A 15,148-nucleotide genomic window follows, 5' to 3' on the forward strand; every position below is an offset into this window, starting at 1 on the left:
TTCCGGCGCGTGTGCCGGGGAGGTGGTGGGGCGGCGATCGTGCCACTTCGCCCGAGCCTCGGCGGCGGTGTCCTCGACGTGTTCGAGGATCTCCTCCCATCGGATCTGCATGGGCCGAATGAGGCCGCCTCCCACGCCGACGACGATCACACCGGTGAGGGAGGCCAGGATCGCCCAGAGGACCGGTGTGGTGACCGACGTCGCGAGTCCCACCTCGTCCAACCCCGTTTTGCCGAAGGCGACTACGAGCACGGTGGCCACGATGTTGCCGGCCGCCTGTCCGTACGCGAGGTCGCGTAGTGCCTCCGTGACGAAGGTCCGGACGACCCGGGCGAGGCCGACCCCGATCATGATGACCAGCGTCGCGAGCAGGGTGCGGAGCAGCAGAGCGAGTAGATCGGTTACGGTGTCCTCGGCCGTGTTCGGTCCGAAGACCCCCAGCGCGATCCGCAGCACGCCGAGCAGGCCGATGCCCATGAGCACCCGGAGCCCGCCCGCACGCACGCTCTGGGCCGGCTGGTGCAGTAGCCGCGGCAGGCCGGCGCGATCGATGATCCGATCCAGGCCGGCGCGTTCGGTGAACCGGGTGATGAGGCGCGTACCCGCCCGGACCAACAGCCAACCGAGCAGACAGATCGCGAGGAAGAGGCCTACTGTCGGAGCTGTCGCGACGATTTGCGACCATGCGTCGGAGAAGCCCCGATCCCACTCCACGGCAAGCGTCACCCGTACAGCACAACAGCAAACGCTTTGTAGTTGAATGATGACACGCCGCTATTTTGCGGGGTGGTCCCGTGGATTGGCCATCCTTGATCCTGGGCAGGGGGATGCGTGGGCAGGATCCCCCGCTCGAAGACCGGCGGAGAAGTGACGGGCTCCGCCGGAGGTGGTCGCGTCGGCGTGGGATGTGGAGGGCAGCTCACGCACGGCGCGCCACGCATCTCCGCGTACCACGCATCGCCCTGTACCACGCATCGCCCCGCACCCCCGGCACCGGGGTCCCGGCACGCCGGGTCTCCCAGGGCTCGTGCGGCTCGTGCGGACGGGCGAGGGCCCGTCCGGTTGAATCGGTGGATGAGCATGCAGCCCGTACACAGACCACCACGGGCGGACCTGCCGGCCCTGGCGGCGGCGGCCGCCGACTGCCAGGGATGCGACCTCGCGCAGCTGCCCGGCACCCGCACGGTCTTCGGGGTCGGCCCCGCGCACGGCTGGCTCGCCCTCGTCGGCGAGCAGCCGGGCGACATCGAGGACCGGCGGGGTGTGCCGTTCGTGGGCCCCGCCGGCAAGCTGCTCGACCGGGCCCTCGGCGAGGTGGGACTCGACCGTGCCGAGGTGTACATGACGAACGCCGTCAAGCACTTCCGGTATCGCACCGGCAACGGCCCGCGGCGGATCCACCAGACCCCGGACCTGCGGCATGTCACCGCGTGCCGTCCCTGGCTATCCGCGGAGCTCAACCTCGTTCGGCCGGCGATCGTCGTGATCCTGGGGGCTACGGCCGGTATGTCGCTGCTCGGACCGTCGTTCCGGGTGACGAAGATGCGTGGCCGGCTGCTCCCCGGGCCGGCCGGCTCCGGGGCTCAGCTGCTCGCCACGCTGCATCCCAGTGCGGTGCTACGGGCAGATCCCGCCCACCGTGACGAGGTCTACGCCGGATTCGTCGACGATCTGCGGATCGCCGTGGCGGCCCGTCCCGCCATGGGCCCGTCCGCCTCGGTGGATGCATAGCCCACCCGGGCCCCGGCGATCCTCCGCCGGGAAGGGCCTCGTTACCGATCTTCTTCTAGGCGATGATGTCGATCGGTGTACCGAGGGGAACGGTTTGGGCGAGTCTGGTGATCGCGTCGTTGCTCAGGCGGATGCATCCGTGGCTGACGTCCTTGCCGATGAGCTTTGGTTCGTTCGTCCCGTGCATGCCGATGACCGGCTTGTGGCCGCCGAACGAGCTGAGTGATGTCGAGAAGCCGTTAAGCCCGAAGGCATACGGCCCGTACGGACCGTTCGGGTCACGCGGCTTGAGCAGCTCCATGAGATAGAAGCGCCCGCCCGGCGTCGGGGTGTCGGCGGTGCCGATCCCCACCGGCTCCTCGGCGATCTGCGTCCCGTTGCTGAACACATGGAGTCGGTGCCTGCCGCGGGAGACAACCAGCCGGTACGACGTCTCGGACGCGGTGACCTGGTCCGCCTTCAACCAGCCGGTGCTGCCGTTCGGCTGCACCGGCAGCAGTACCTGCCACCATCCCGACAGCTTGGCCTGGACGAGGAAGACCCGCTTGACGCCGTTCTCATTCGGGCTGGCCAGCGTGGAGGAGGGTTGGGTGTCGGTCGGGGCGCTGTAGACGTCGACGCTGGCACCCACGGCCGTGACCACGGTGCTCTTTCCCTGGCCGAGCCCGGCGACGGCGGCGAGCTGGTTGCGCACCTGCGGGGAGAGATCGGTGGAGGCGTTCCTGGCGCCGTCGCCGCAGCTGGTCAGCACGACGCCACCCAGGATGGCCGCGAGGGCGCCCGCGGCCATCCTGGGACCAGGTCCGGAGCTCATCGCGTGTAGTGCGGATCGGCCGGGACGGCGCTCGTGGCGGCGGGCACCGCGACGGGTAGCGGAGCGGGCGGTGCGAGCGGCGGCGGGGCCGACCCGCCCGTGCAGTTGGAGACACCGACCGTCGGCACGGTCACGAGCAGAACCTTGGTCTTGGCGTCCCAGGGGGAGCCGATTACCGCGAGCGCCTTCGAGGGGACGTCAACGGTCTGCTTCGGCCCGATGTCCAGAATTCCGCCGTGCAGGCTGGTGTCGAACCAGCCGAATCCAAAGGCCTTGTCCGCGGTGTTCTTCAATTTCCAGGAGGGGACGGAGCCGTCGCAGGTGAAGGTGAGGAACAACGGGTTGACGTCCATGTCGTCGATGCTGTTGATCTGCTTGTCCAGCGGGACCTCGAAGGGCAGCAGGTCGAGGAAACCGTCGAGTGTCGGGTTGCCGGTGCCGTTGGTCGGGCTCGCGGAGGACGTCGCGCCCGCCGTCGCGCCCGGAATCAGGGCCGCGGCGTCGGTGGGCGTGGCACTCGGCGTGGCGCTCGGATTGAGGCTCGGAGTGGCGGTCGGGCCGGCCGACCCGGTCGGCCCGACCGCCGGGTCCACGCCGGCCAACGGCTCTGTCTTCGGTGTCGCCGTCGGGGCGTCGGAGACGAGGGGGGACGGGCTCGGCTGGGTGACGGCCGTGGCCGTGGCCGTGGCTGTGGCCGTGGGCGACGGTTCCGGAGTTTCGGCGAGCGCCGGGGAGGCCAGTGCGATGGTCGCCGTGCCGAGAACGCCGGCCACCGCGGCACGCATTCTGGTGATACGCATAAATCCGTCTCCTCGACGTGTGCCGAGCACGTTGATTGCGGGCAGGAGCGATTGCAGCCAAGAAGGTAGCAACGCGCCGTTCGTCCCCGGGAGGCCGGGTCCGGCGTAGCGGAACTGTTGGGTGGCGCGGCCGCGGTTTCGTGGTTGTCCGATGGGGTCCGTCGAGTCCGGCACGTTCAGCACCGGCCCGGTACGTTCAGTATCGTTCCGGCACGTTCAGTGCGGATCCGATGGGTTCAACGATGAACAGCGAGCGGCGAACGGACGTCAGTGAAGACCGCTAAGCCGGGCCGAGTCAATAAGGTGTCTCCGGGTGTGTCTCCGGCCGGCGGATGCGCGATTGCCGTGATGGTCAGGGGGCGTGACGGTCAAGGGGCGAGGCGTTCGATGACCCAGAGATCTCCGGCCGCGGTCGGGACGCCGGCGCCCGCATCGCCGGCACGGACACCGGCGGTGTCCGTGCCGGCGACGGAGTCCGTGCCGTCGCCGTCGGCCGGTACCGACACCCGCCGGTACCGCAGCCGGTCGTGCAGCCGGTCCGCGCGGCCCTGCCAGAACTCCACGATGTCCGGCACGATGCGTAACCCACCCCAGAACTCCGGTGTCGGCACCCGGGTGCCCTCGGGCCAACGGGCCGCGAGCTTGGCGGCGCGGTCGTCGAGCACCGTACGGGACTCGATGATCGTCGACTGGTGGCTGGCCCAGGCACCGAGCTGCGAACCACGCGGACGCGACTGGAAGTAGCGTTCCGTCTCGGCCCGGCTCACGCGCTCGATCGATCCGATGACGACGACCTGGCGCTCGAGGGCGTACCAGGGGAAGACCAGCGAGCCGAAGGGGTTCTCGGCAGCCTCACGGCCCTTGCGCGAGGTGTAGTTCGTGTAGATCACAAAGCCCCGCTGGTCGAACCCCTTGAGCAGCACGGTCCTGGCACTGGGCCGCCCGGCGGCGGATGCCGTCGCGAACACGGCCGCGTTGGCCTCCGGAACGCCTACCCCGGGGGTGGCTGCGTCGGTGAACCAGGCGGCGAACTGTTCGACCCAGGTCGGCGCGAGATGCTCCGGCTCCAGATGACCGGTGCGGTAGCCCTGGCGGAGCAGGGCGGGATCGGGGACGTCCGGATCGGGGACGTCCGGATCCGGACCGCCCACCGGCGGCTCGTCGGCAGCGGAGGCTGGGGCCACGCCCCGATCCTGCCAGGCAGGCCGCGCGCGCCAGCGGGACGGCCCCGAGGGTGATCCCGCCGGGCCAGGGTCCGTCGTCCTGGTCAGGAGAGCTCGGTCAGGAGAGCTCGGTCAGGAGCTCGTGGACGCCGAGGTCCCAGCGAACCGTAAGGTCGGTGCACCGCCGGCCAGCCAGCCGATATGGCGCGTCGCCGCCCGACGACCCCGACAGCAATGCTGGTACCAGGGTGATACCGCGGGCGGCGAGATCATCGGCCAGTGCGGGTAGCCATTCCTGGACGATCCACGGCGCGTGGATTCCCAACGTGGAGTATCCGAGCACGAGAAAGTCGGCGGCGGCGAGCGTCTCATTCATGAACATGGACACGGTGTCGCCGATGCGTATCTCCCAACGGTCCAGGTGCACCGCGTGCCCCGCCGCGCTGATCGCCCGGCCCAACCGTTCGGCGGATGCGATGTCCGCCGCGCGATGACTGATGAAGACGAACGCCATGATCCTCCCGTCGTGTTCGCGCTGCGTGACTGCCGCCGGTCAGGCGTTCCAGGCACGAGGCCCGACCGTAGCGCGGAATGATCTCAGTTGACCAAACTTTCCGTTCACCGCTCTCGGCATATTCGTATAAATAGTAATATGATGGAAAAGCCGCTGTGACTTACGTCATATTTTATGGGTTTCGCGTTGCCCAGTGCATCGGTCTGTGCGCGGTCGGTTCCAGATCGGGGTTGGATGGAGCATCGCGGGGCACCTGCGCCCTGGCGCGGTGGGATGCCTCGCGGCAGGATCGGATGGAGCAGCACCCACGAAGCAGCACCGACGAAGCAGCACCGACGGGGCAGGACGCGGACGGGCCGCCGGCGGGACCATAGAGACAGAACCGGTGGGACCAAGAGACAGAAGCGGAGATCCGGACTCGATGGCCGAGAAAACAAGCGATTTCAAGCCCGGGCTGGAAGGTGTGATCGCCTTCGAGACGGAGATCGCCGAGCCGGACAGGGAAGGTAGCGCGCTGCGTTACCGCGGCGTCGACATCGAAGACCTTGTTGGCAAGGTCGACTACGGCCACGTCTGGGGGCTGCTGGTCGACGGGGCGTTCGAGCCCGGACTGCCGCCGGCCGAGCCCTTTCCGGTCCCGGTGCACTCCGGTGACATCCGGGTGGACGTGCAGAGCGCGCTCGCGATGCTCGCGCCCTACTGGGGCCTGGGCCAGCTGATCGACATCACCCCGGAGCAGGCACGGGACGATCTTGCCCGGGCGTCGGTCGTGGCGTTGTCGTTCGTCGCCCAGTCCGCGCGGGGCCTCGGTCAGCCGGCGGTGCCGCAGAAGGAGGTTGACCGGGCCCGGACGATAACCGAGCGGTTCATGATCCGTTGGCGTGGTGAGCCGGATCCCAGGCACGTCCAGGCCGTGGACGCCTACTGGGTCTCGGCCGCCGAGCACGGCATGAACGCCTCGACGTTCACCGCCCGGGTGGTCGCCTCGACCGGCGCGGACGTCTCGGCGGCGCTGTCGGCCGCCGTCGGTGCGCTGTCCGGTCCGCTGCACGGCGGTGCTCCGTCCCGGGTGCTCGCGATGCTCGACGAGGTCGAGCGCACCGGCGACCCCCTCGGCTACGTCCGCCGTGCCCTGGACCGTAAGGAGCGCCTGATGGGCTTCGGGCACCGGGTGTACCGCGCCGAGGACCCGCGGGCCCGGGTGCTGCGCCGGACCGCTCGTGACCTGGGCTCGACCCGCTACGAGGTGGCGGAGGCGTTGGAGGCCGCCGCGATCGAGGAGCTGGCCAACCGGTTCCCGGATCGCCCGCTGCGGACCAACGTCGAGTTCTGGTCGGCGGTGGTGCTGGACTTCGCCGAGGTGCCGGCCCATATGTTCACGTCCATGTTCACCTGTGCCCGCACCGCCGGCTGGAGTGCCCACATCCTGGAACAACAACGCACCGGGCGGCTGATCCGCCCGTCCGCGCGGTACGTGGGCCCCGCTCCGCGCCCGCTCGGTGACGTCCTGCCGGGGGTCAGCCGTGGCTGACGCTCCCGCGATCGTGCTGCCCGACCGGCTGCGTCCCCGGGACGGCCGGTTCGGCTGTGGCCCGTCGAAGATCCGTCCTGAGGCGGTCGAGGCCCTCGCCGCGAGCGGGGCGACCTACCTCGGCACCTCGCACCGGCAGAAGCCGGTCAAGAGCCTGGTCTGCCGGGTGCGGGCAGGCCTGTCCGAGCTGTTCTCCCTGCCCGAGGGCTACGAGGTCGTGCTCGGGATCGGCGGTGCCACCGCCTTCTGGGACGCGGCCGCCTTCAACCTCGTCCGGACCCGCTCCCAGCACCTCGTCTTCGGCGAGTTCGGGGGCAAGTTCGCCGACACGACGAAGGGCGCGCCGTTCCTGGCCGCGCCGTCGGTGATCTCCTCGCCGCCGGGTACGCATCCGGACTGGGCGCCGGAGGCGGGCATCGACGTCTACGCCACCCCGCACAACGAGACCTCGACGGGTGTCGCCCGTCCGGTCCGCCGGCCGGTGGGTGCGGACGACGGCGCCCTGCACCTGGTCGACGCCACCTCGGGAGCCGGCGGGCTGCCGGTCGATGTGCGCGAGGTGGACGTCTACTACTTCGCGCCGCAGAAGAGCTTTGCCTCCGACGGCGGCCTGTGGACGGCGCTCGTGTCCCCGGCGGCGATCGACCGGCTCGCCGAGATTGCCGCGGCGGACCGGTGGATCCCGCCGTTCCTCGATCTCACCACGGCCCGGGACAACAGCTCCAAGGACCAGACCTACAACACCCCGGCGGTCGCGACGCTGTTCCTGTTCGCCGACCAGATCGAGTGGATGCTCGCCCAGGGCGGGCTGGACTGGTGCGTGCGGAGGACCGCGGAATCGTCGTCCATCCTCTACACCTGGGCCGAGAAGACTTCCTACGCGACACCGTTCGTCGCCGACCCGGCCGCGCGTTCGCAGGTCGTCGTGACGGTCGACTTCGAGGGGGTGGACGCCGCCGCGGTGGCCAAGGTGCTGCGCGCAAACGGTGTCGTCGACGTCGAGCCCTACCGCAAGCTCGGCCGCAACCAGCTGCGGGTGGCCTGCTTCCCGGCGGTCGAGCCGGCCGACGTCGAGGCGCTCACCGCGAGCATCGACTACGTGGTCGAGCACCTGTAGGCGCCGGGAACCGGCGGGAGCCGCCGGCAACCACAAGGGCCGGGGCCGCGGGAGACACCGCGGCCCCGGTGGGGGGGGGGCTGCGGCCGGTCAGCGCAGCGGGCGCTCCGGTGCCGCCTGGGCCGCCTGGGCCGCGATCGGGTCGGTCCCGCTGTCCACGACCCCGCTACGGTCGTCGATCGGGACATATGGCCGCTGGTCGTAGCCGATGTACAGCTGGCGCGGTCGGGCGATCTTCTGCTCGGGGTCGAGCAGGCCCTCTTCCCACTGTGCCAGCCATCCCGGCATCCGGCCGATGGCGAACAGCACCGGGAACATCTCCACCGGGAAGCCCATCGCCTGGTAGATGATGCCGGTGTAGAAGTCGACGTTCGGGTAGAGCTTGCGCGCGACGAAGTACTCGTCCTCCAGCGCGATCCGCTCCAGCTCCATGGCCAGGTCGAGGAACGGGTTCGTGCCGGTGACCTTGAAGACCTCGTCGGCGACCTGACGGATCACCCGGGCCCGCGGGTCGTAGTTCTTGTAGACCCGGTGGCCGAAGCCCATCAGCTTTTTCTTGCCGTCCTTCACCTGGGCGATGAAGGCGGGGATGTTCTCGACCGACCCGATCTCCGAGAGCATCCGCAGCACCTGCTCGTTGGCGCCACCGTGCAGCGGACCGTAGAGCGCGGAGATCGCGGCGGCGGCCGCCGAGAACGGGTCCGCCTGCGAGCTGCCGACCGCGCGCATCGCGTTGGCCGAGCAGTTCTGCTCGTGGTCGGCGTGCAGGATGAACAGCACGTCGAGGGCGTGCTCCAGGTTGGGGTCCGGCTCGTACTTGAGCTCGGTGGCCTTCCACATCATGTTGAGGAAGTTGCCGGCGTAGGACAGGTCGTTGTCCGGGTAGACGTACGGGAAACCGACCGAGTGCCGGTAGGAGAACGCCGCCAATGTCGTGATCTTGGCGATCAGGCGGACGATCTGCAGCCGGCGCAGCCCCGGGTCGTCGATCGTCTTGGCGTCCGGGTAGAAGGTCGACAGCGCACCCACCGTGGAGACCAGCATGCCCATCGGGTGCGCGTCGTGGTGGAAGCCGTCGATGAACTTCTTGATCGACTCGTGGACCAGGGTGTGATGGGTGATCTCGTCTTCCCAGGTCGACAGCTCCTCGGCGGAGGGAAGCTCGCCGGCGAGGAGCAGGTAGGCGACCTCGAGGAAACTGCTCTTCTCCGCCAGCTCCTGAATCGGATAGCCGCGGTAGCGCAGGATGCCGGCGTCACCGTCGATGTAGGTGATCGCACTTCTACAGCTCGCCGTGTTCGTGAAGGCGGGGTCGTACGTCATCAGCCCGAAGTCGTCGTCGCTCGTTTTGATCGAGCGAAACGCACTCGCACGTACCGCGCCGTCCGTAACCGGTATCTCATATGTTTTTCCGGTGCGGTTGTCGGTGACGGTCAGTGTGCTGACCTGCTCGGACACGCCGGGCTCCTCTCGCTGTGGCGGTGCCGCAATGACGGCACTGGCCCAAGTCGGGGCGCGCGTCCGGGTACGGAGCGCTCACGCCGGTTCGCTGGCTCACATGGTTGTTCCCAAGTTTGGCCGTTCGTGCCTGCACATGCCCGTGATCGGGGGGCTCCGTCCCACGTGGGCTGCGCCACCCCGGTGGGACAGAGTCTCCCGTGGCTGCGCTCGGGGGTGGAATCACGCTTCGATGGTCACTGCGGCTCGCCCAACCGGGTGGACCGCTACTCGGAGAGCGAGGAGTGGTCCTCGCCGCCGGCCTCGCCACCGGTGGCTCGGAGCCAGGCCAGCACGGCCAGTACCCGACGGTTGTCGTCCGCGGAGGCCGGCATCCGTAGCTTCGTGAAGACGTTGGCTACGTGGTTCTCGACGGTCTTCGGCGCCAGATGGAGCTTGGCGCCGATGCCCTGGTTCGATCGCCCCTCGGCCATGTGCCGGAGCACGGCCCGCTCCCTGGCGGTGAGGCGTTCCAGTTCGCCGGCCCGCCGGCGATGGGTCAACAGGCCGGCGATGATCTCCTCGTCGACGACGAGCCGACCGCTGACCACCCTGCGTAACGCGTCGTGCAGCGCGGTGATGTCATCCACCCGGTCCTTGAGCAGATATCCGATGCCGCCGCCCCCGTCGCCCAGCAGCCGCAGCGCGTATGGCGTCTCGGCGTACGTGGACAGCACCAAGACGCCCATCGCGGGATGGGCCGCACGTATCGCCTCGGCCGCTATCAGCCCTTCGTCGGTGAACGTCGGAGGCATCCGGATGTCCAGGATGACGGCGTCGGGCCGGCCGCAGGCGAGCTGGTCGATGATCTCGTCCGCGGTCCCGGCCTGCGCGACGACCTCGACTCCCGCGGCGGCCAGCAGCATGGCCAGCCCCTCGCGGAACAGTACTGAGTCATCCGCGACGGCTACCCGCACGGGATGCTCGCCGTCAGTCGGGTGCCGCCGCCGGACGGGCTGAGGATGCTCAGGTCGCCGCCGAGCGCGCGTACCCGGTCCGCGAGACCCGCGAGCCCGCCACCCTCGACCACGACGGCACCGCCCTTACCGTCATCGGTGACCTCGATCAGGATGCCGTCGTCCACGCACCGGACCGTCACCCGGACCTGGGCCGCCCCGGCGTGTTTGACCGTGTTCGTCAGCGCCTCGCAGATCGTGTAGTAGGCGCCGGCCTCCAGGATCGGCTCGAACCGGACGGTCGGGATGTCGAACTCGACCTTGATGGGGAGGGGCTCGACCACCACCTCCAGGGCTGGGAGCAGCCCACCCTGACTCAGCATGGCCGGGTGGATTCCCCGGGCCAGACTGCGCAGGTCCTGGAGAGCATGATGCAGATCCTCGCGAGCGGCTTCGATGGCAGAGATCGTATCGGGGTCGGAGGTCTTTGTCCGGGCGAGTCCCAGTCTGGTGGCGAGGGCCAGCAGCCGTTGCTGGACGCCGTCGTGCAGATCGCGCTCGAGGCGGCGCCGTTCGATCAGGCCGACCTCCACGATGCGGGCCCGGGAGGCGCGCACGGCGTCCAGCTGCGCGGCCACGGCGGCGTGCAGCCGGGCGTTCTCCAGCGCCATGGCGCTGGCCTGCAGGGCGACCGTGACCAGGTCGCGGTTGCGCTCCTGGGCGGCGGCGGCGGAGATCAGCGCCAGTGGCGCGCCCGACGAGGTCGTCACCGGCACGAGCAGCCGGCTGGCTCCGGGGCGGGGCGGGGTGGCCGTGGCGCCTTCGGCGTCGACGTGCCGCCGCTCCTGCGGCATCCACAGGAAGAGCTCGGCGGAGTCGTCGTGCAGAGCCGTACGCAAGATGTCTCGTACGGCCGGGACCGTCGGCGGCATCGGCAGCGTCGCCAGGAGCTGTGCGATGCGGGCGCGGGCGAGCTGGCGGCGTACGCCCGCCGCGGCGAAGGACAGGGGGATGGTCAGCAGCGCGAGCGCGATGAGGATGAAGGCCGGGGGGACGTAGGCTCCGCTGGGGTTGTAGACGAAGATGTTGACCGTGGCGGCGAGGGTGAACGCGACCAGCAGTGCGATGGCGACCGGTCCGAAGATCCGGCGGTCGAGCGCGGAGTAGCGGCGCAGCCGCGCGCGGACAACCCAAAAAAAGGCCGCGGCCAGCACGAGGGTCAGGCTGTTGAGGACCCAGATGATCTCCTCGAAGACATCCCGGTCGATCGGCGAGCCATACCACCAGACATTTCGGGAATATCCGAGCCAGGTCGGGTCGGAGATGCCGACCAGTCCCAGGTTCGCCACCGGGATGACGAGGACGGCGCTTGCCAGCAGGGCGCGCTCGCGGTTGCTCTGCAATCGCCCGACCGGATATCGCAGCGCGCCCCAGCCGAGACAGACCCAGAAATGCGTGTAGGCGAACGTGGAGATGAAAGCCGACGGACCCTTGTCCCATGCCACGGTCCAGGTCAGTGCCCACAGCAGACCACTGAAGATCATGGCTCCGGTGGCGCTGCCCAACGCGTCCTCGCCGTTCAGCAGCACTCCGGTGAGGACGAAGGCGAGCGCCACCGAGACGTTGATGCCCGCCGCCACCGGGTTGTCGGAGAATGCCGGCCACTGGCAGGCGACCGTTCCGGCCGTGGTGGCCATACCCCCGATGCTGAAGCACCATGAGCGGTGGCGGGCGGCGCAGGCGGCCAGTCGGCGGGGTACACGCGGATGAGGCACCTCAATCCACCATATGTAGCCGGAATCTCACCGAACAAGCGTCGCACATGACGACTGGGGGTTTCGAGGGTTCCCCCCTACTCTCCCGGCGGCAACCCCCCGAAGAACTCTGGAGCTGCCCCCGAAGCCAGCGGTGGCATCGAAGGTGGAGGCTGGGAGAAACGGGTCGGTGTCCCTCGGGGACCGGACCTTCGGGGGCCGAGCCTTCGGGGGCCGGAGATCGCGAGAGGCCGCCTGTGGTGGTGGGTCGGCTGCCGCTGGGGGGTAGCCGACCCGCCTCCTGCTGTTTTCGGCGGTTCACCAGAATGTCATTCGTTTCTGCGTGTCGCTAACGAGTACCGTCGTGAGATGGAGACCGAGACGGCACGTGAGGCCGAACTCGCGTCCGCGCTGCGCCTGTCGGTGATGCGGCTTTCTCGGCGCATGCGCCAGGAACGGTCGAGCCGGCTCACCCCCACGCAGACTTCCGCGCTTGCTACGCTGGAGAGGCATGGCCCCATGACGCTCGGGGAGATCGCCGTCCACGAGCGCGTCCAGCCGCCGTCGATGACCCGGGTGATCGCGCAGCTGGCCGTCACCGGGCTCGTCGAGCGCCGGCCGCACCCCACCGACGGCCGTCAGGTGATCGCTGAGGTGACCGAGGCGGGTCGAGCCCTGCTCGAGGACGACCGTCGGCGCCGGGACGAATGGCTGACCGATCGGCTGGCCGAGCTCTCACTCGAGGAGATCGCCGCGCTGAACCGCGCCGCACCGATCCTGGACGCGCTTGCCGGCTCGTAGGCCGCCCGCCGATCCGAGCATTGTTCCAAGCGCCCTTCAGAGCTCCACCCAACCGCCCCGCTGATGGGAGGTCTGCGCGGCGGCCATCAGCTGGTTCGCAGTGAGCAGGTCGTGGAAGGTGGCGCCGCGGACCAGCCGGGCGTCGTCGAGTTCGGTGGCGCGCACCACGTCGTAGGTGGCCTCCACCAGCCCCGGCCGGGAGGTCGGCACGGTCGGCATCATCAGATCCCGGATGCCGCTGCCGTCCTGGCGGCGGACCAGACGGCCCTGGACGACGATGCGTCCGGAGTCGCCGCACACCGTGAGGGTGGCGGTGCCGAGGTCCCCGCCCATCTGCTCGTTGATCAGAACCGTCGCGCCGCTCGCCGCCAGCAGGGCCAGCGTCACCGGTGCGTCCGGGGTGAGCGCCGGGGCGGGCATCGCGGCCGGATCGGCGCAGACCGCGAGGATCTCGCCGCACCAGCGCGTCGCCAGGTCGATGATCTCGACCCGCCCGGCGGGCCCGTCCGGCGCGCCCACCACGGTCATCTGGGTGAGCCGGCCCAGGGAGGGAACGGTCGCCGCGACGTGGGTGGCGGCCGGCCAGGCCCGCCCGTCGAGCGCGACCACGTGGGCGAGATCACCCTCCTCGGCGAGGTCGGCGACCGCGCGCAGGGCCTCGGCCTCGACGGTCGCCGGCCCGGCCAGGAGCACGTGCAGGCCGATCTCGGCCGCTTGCCGGGCGACGATGTCGGACGCGGGCGGCGGCATCTCCACACAGACCGCCTCGATGTCGTCCGAGAGCAGGGTGAGCAGATCTGCGTACGCCCGTCGGACACCTGCCTCGGCGGCCCAGGCCAGGGACTCCAGCGGTTCCGGGGCGAGGAGACCGACGACGTCGACCCCGGCGTCGCGCAGCACCTCGGCGGTGGTGCTGTCCGAGCCGTCGGTGACCAGGGCCATCGCGAGGGGCAGGTCCGGCTGCCGCCGGCGCACGACGCGCCGCAGCTCCCGCCATGCCTGAGAAAGGGCGGGATCGCGCGGCGGCACCAGATCGGGGAGCGTCGTCACAGCATTGATAGTGCTCCCCGTCTGGTGGCGAGGGTCGCCGGTCAGCCCGATTGTCGCCGAGAATCGACCGGAGGCCGAGCGCTCGCCATCCGAGCCCGGAGCAGGTCCGTGCCGCACTGTTCGTCTCGTCCCAGGGAGACTGTCGTCCCAGGGAGAGGGAGCCTGTAATTCCAGGGAGCCTGTAATTCCAGGGAGGTTGTCGTTCCAGGGAGGTTGAGCTGGCGACCAGACTGTTCGTGGCGGCCGTCCCACCCCCCGAGGTCGCCGAGGCGCTGCTCGCGGCCGTGCACAGGACGCGCGCCGCGGCGGCGGATCTGCGCTGGACCACGCCGGACCAGTGGCACGTCACGTTCGCCTTCCTCGGGCCAGTGCCGGACGACCGGCGCGCCGAGCTCGACGCGAGACTGGCGCGGGTGGCACGCCGGCACGGCCCGTTCGCCGTCGAGACGGTCGGTGGCGGACGGTTCGGCGACCGGGTGCTGTGGACCGCGGTGCGGCAGCCACCGCCGGTGACCGCGGACGCATCCGTCGACGGCATTGCCGCAGCCGCAGCCGCCGGTGACGTGGCAGGCTCGCGAGCCAGCCCACGCCTGACGGCGCTGGCAGTGGGGGTCCGGCGGGCCGCCGAGCGTGCCGGGGCGGCCGGCCGGGACACCCGTCCGCTGCGCGCGCATCTGACGCTCGCCCGGGTGCCGAACGGGCGCGGGCGGGCACTGCAACCGCTCGTCGAGCTGTTGCGTGCCGATGTCCCACCGCTGCCCTGGAGCGTCGAGCGTCTCATCCTGATGAGCAGCTCGGGCGGCGGCGAGTCCGGATCATCCCCCACCTACCGGGCGGAGACGGTCTGGGACCTCGTCGGCGGTCAACCGTCGGTCGAGGGATCCGCCGGGCGGTAGCGGTAGCCCACGCGGCGGATGGTCTCGATGCGGTCCCGGTGCTCCGGGCCGAGCTTGCGCCGCAGCCGCGTCACCAGGACATCCACCGTGCGGATGTCGGGAGCCGACTCGTCGTCGACCTGATGGCCCCAGACCGAGCAGAGCAGTGCCTCCCGGCTGTACGCCTGCCCGGGATGGCGGACGAAGAAGTCCAGTACCTCGAACTCCAGGTAGGTCAGCTGCAGGGCCTGGCCGTCAACGGTGGCGAGCCAGGCGGTGCGGTCGACCCACACCCCGCGCCGGGGCGGCGCCGCGATCTCCCACTGGCCGGTCCGGAGGCCGGCGCCGGGCGTGTGTGCGGGCGCCGTCGCGGGCAGGGATGGTCTCGGCAGGGACGGTCGTGGAAGGGACGCCGCCGGGACGGACGCCGCACGGGAGGGCGCGGTGCGGGGCGTCCGGTACGGGAGGACGGTCGTCTGTGGGGGCATTGCTGGCCTTTCGGTCAGGTTTCTTTCGGTCACCGAAGATCGGGCGGGCGGCGAGATGCCGTCGACGTGTCAGCGTTCTGGACGGTGGGTGTTCTGGACGGTGGGTGTTCTGGACGG

The 15,148-nt window shown here is 70.1% G+C and carries 15 protein-coding genes; 5 read left to right on the plus strand and 10 right to left on the minus strand.

Features of this window, described 5'->3' with window-relative positions; genetic code table 11:
• Positions 1 to 726, minus strand: a 726-nt coding sequence (locus AC08OP_RS08880) for a membrane protein (protein ID WP_476613755.1), incomplete at its 3' end; no start/stop codon positions are given.
• A 348-nt stretch (positions 727 to 1,074) separates the two neighbouring features.
• Here AC08OP_RS08880 and AC08OP_RS08885 point away from each other — a divergent pair.
• A complete protein-coding gene (locus AC08OP_RS08885; protein ID WP_476613756.1) occupies positions 1,075 to 1,731 on the plus strand; it encodes a UdgX family uracil-DNA binding protein in 657 nt (218 codons plus the stop codon).
• A gap of 55 nt (positions 1,732 to 1,786) precedes the next feature.
• Here AC08OP_RS08885 and AC08OP_RS08890 read toward each other — a convergent pair whose 3' ends face one another.
• The 4 genes from AC08OP_RS08890 to AC08OP_RS08905 form a co-directional block, all read right to left on the minus strand.
• Positions 1,787 to 2,545: a L,D-transpeptidase gene (locus AC08OP_RS08890; RefSeq protein ID WP_476613757.1), complete on the minus strand. Its 759-nt coding sequence runs from the start codon at positions 2,543 to 2,545 to the stop codon at positions 1,787 to 1,789.
• Complete coding sequence (locus AC08OP_RS08895; RefSeq protein ID WP_476613758.1) at positions 2,542 to 3,345, minus strand: hypothetical protein; 804 nt, start codon at positions 3,343 to 3,345, stop codon at positions 2,542 to 2,544. Before AC08OP_RS08895 ends, AC08OP_RS08890 begins: the two co-directional genes overlap by 4 nt.
• A 368-nt stretch (positions 3,346 to 3,713) precedes the next feature.
• Positions 3,714 to 4,529 carry a pyridoxamine 5'-phosphate oxidase gene (gene pdxH, locus AC08OP_RS08900; RefSeq protein WP_476613759.1) on the minus strand — a complete coding sequence of 272 codons (816 nt, stop codon included), beginning with the start codon at positions 4,527 to 4,529 and terminating at the stop codon, positions 3,714 to 3,716.
• 97 nt (positions 4,530 to 4,626) lie between these two features.
• Positions 4,627 to 5,022, minus strand: a complete 396-nt coding sequence (locus AC08OP_RS08905; protein ID WP_476613760.1) for a toll/interleukin-1 receptor domain-containing protein — start codon at positions 5,020 to 5,022, stop codon at positions 4,627 to 4,629.
• Between the two features lie 421 nt (positions 5,023 to 5,443).
• On the opposite strand from AC08OP_RS08905, the gene AC08OP_RS08910 reads away from it, so the two are divergent.
• Together AC08OP_RS08910 and serC are read left to right on the plus strand one after the other, a co-directional pair.
• Complete coding sequence (locus AC08OP_RS08910) at positions 5,444 to 6,553, plus strand: citrate synthase 2 (RefSeq protein ID WP_476613761.1); 1,110 nt, start codon at positions 5,444 to 5,446, stop codon at positions 6,551 to 6,553.
• Positions 6,546 to 7,670, plus strand: a complete 1,125-nt coding sequence (gene serC, locus AC08OP_RS08915; RefSeq protein WP_476613762.1) for a phosphoserine transaminase — start codon at positions 6,546 to 6,548, stop codon at positions 7,668 to 7,670. The genes AC08OP_RS08910 and serC overlap by 8 nt, the downstream gene beginning before the upstream one ends.
• 90 nt (positions 7,671 to 7,760) lie before the next feature.
• Here the strand turns inward: serC and AC08OP_RS08920 are convergent, their stop codons facing one another.
• From AC08OP_RS08920 to AC08OP_RS08930, 3 genes are all read right to left on the minus strand, one after another.
• On the minus strand, positions 7,761 to 9,128 hold the full coding sequence (locus tag AC08OP_RS08920) for a citrate synthase (protein ID WP_476613763.1): 1,368 nt from the start codon (positions 9,126 to 9,128) through the stop codon (positions 7,761 to 7,763).
• A gap of 266 nt (positions 9,129 to 9,394) precedes the next feature.
• Positions 9,395 to 10,084, minus strand: coding sequence for a response regulator transcription factor (locus tag AC08OP_RS08925; protein ID WP_476613764.1), 690 nt, complete (start codon positions 10,082 to 10,084; stop codon positions 9,395 to 9,397).
• The gene (locus AC08OP_RS08930; protein WP_476613765.1) at positions 10,075 to 11,760 is read right to left on the minus strand and encodes a sensor histidine kinase; all 1,686 of its coding nucleotides are present in this window, start codon (positions 11,758 to 11,760) and stop codon (positions 10,075 to 10,077) included. Before AC08OP_RS08930 ends, AC08OP_RS08925 begins: the two co-directional genes overlap by 10 nt.
• A 426-nt stretch (positions 11,761 to 12,186) precedes the next feature.
• Between AC08OP_RS08930 and AC08OP_RS08935 the strand changes: the two genes are divergently transcribed.
• Positions 12,187 to 12,618 carry a MarR family transcriptional regulator gene (locus AC08OP_RS08935; protein WP_476613766.1) on the plus strand — a complete coding sequence of 144 codons (432 nt, stop codon included), beginning with the start codon at positions 12,187 to 12,189 and terminating at the stop codon, positions 12,616 to 12,618.
• Between the two features lie 36 nt (positions 12,619 to 12,654).
• On the opposite strand, the gene AC08OP_RS08940 is transcribed toward AC08OP_RS08935, so the two are convergent.
• On the minus strand, positions 12,655 to 13,668 hold the full coding sequence (locus tag AC08OP_RS08940; protein WP_476613767.1) for a Gfo/Idh/MocA family oxidoreductase: 1,014 nt from the start codon (positions 13,666 to 13,668) through the stop codon (positions 12,655 to 12,657).
• Positions 13,669 to 13,904: 236 nt separating this feature from the next.
• Here AC08OP_RS08940 and AC08OP_RS08945 point away from each other — a divergent pair, with 236 nt between their 5' ends.
• Positions 13,905 to 14,564, plus strand: coding sequence for a 2'-5' RNA ligase family protein (locus tag AC08OP_RS08945; RefSeq protein WP_476613768.1), 660 nt, complete (start codon positions 13,905 to 13,907; stop codon positions 14,562 to 14,564).
• Here the strand turns inward: AC08OP_RS08945 and AC08OP_RS08950 are convergent.
• Positions 14,531 to 15,031: a winged helix-turn-helix domain-containing protein gene (locus AC08OP_RS08950; protein WP_476613769.1), complete on the minus strand. Its 501-nt coding sequence runs from the start codon at positions 15,029 to 15,031 to the stop codon at positions 14,531 to 14,533. The genes AC08OP_RS08945 and AC08OP_RS08950 overlap by 34 nt on opposite strands.
• Between the last annotated feature and the right edge of the window lie 117 nt (positions 15,032 to 15,148).

The organism is Frankia sp. CeRuru1 (genome assembly GCF_977966315.1).

Coding starts and splice junctions, on each gene's coding strand:
- AC08OP_RS08930 (WP_476613765.1), bottom strand. CDS start 11,760: ATGGCCACCACGGCCGGAACGGTCGCCTGCCAGTGGCCGGCATTCTCC.
- AC08OP_RS08910 (WP_476613761.1), top strand. CDS start 5,444: ATGGCCGAGAAAACAAGCGATTTCAAGCCCGGGCTGGAAGGTGTGATC.
- AC08OP_RS08885 (WP_476613756.1), top strand. CDS start 1,075: ATGAGCATGCAGCCCGTACACAGACCACCACGGGCGGACCTGCCGGCC.
- AC08OP_RS08950 (WP_476613769.1), bottom strand. CDS start 15,031: ATGCCCCCACAGACGACCGTCCTCCCGTACCGGACGCCCCGCACCGCG.
- AC08OP_RS08905 (WP_476613760.1), bottom strand. CDS start 5,022: ATGGCGTTCGTCTTCATCAGTCATCGCGCGGCGGACATCGCATCCGCC.
- AC08OP_RS08935 (WP_476613766.1), top strand. CDS start 12,187: ATGGAGACCGAGACGGCACGTGAGGCCGAACTCGCGTCCGCGCTGCGC.
- AC08OP_RS08895 (WP_476613758.1), bottom strand. CDS start 3,345: ATGCGTATCACCAGAATGCGTGCCGCGGTGGCCGGCGTTCTCGGCACG.
- AC08OP_RS08890 (WP_476613757.1), bottom strand. CDS start 2,545: ATGAGCTCCGGACCTGGTCCCAGGATGGCCGCGGGCGCCCTCGCGGCC.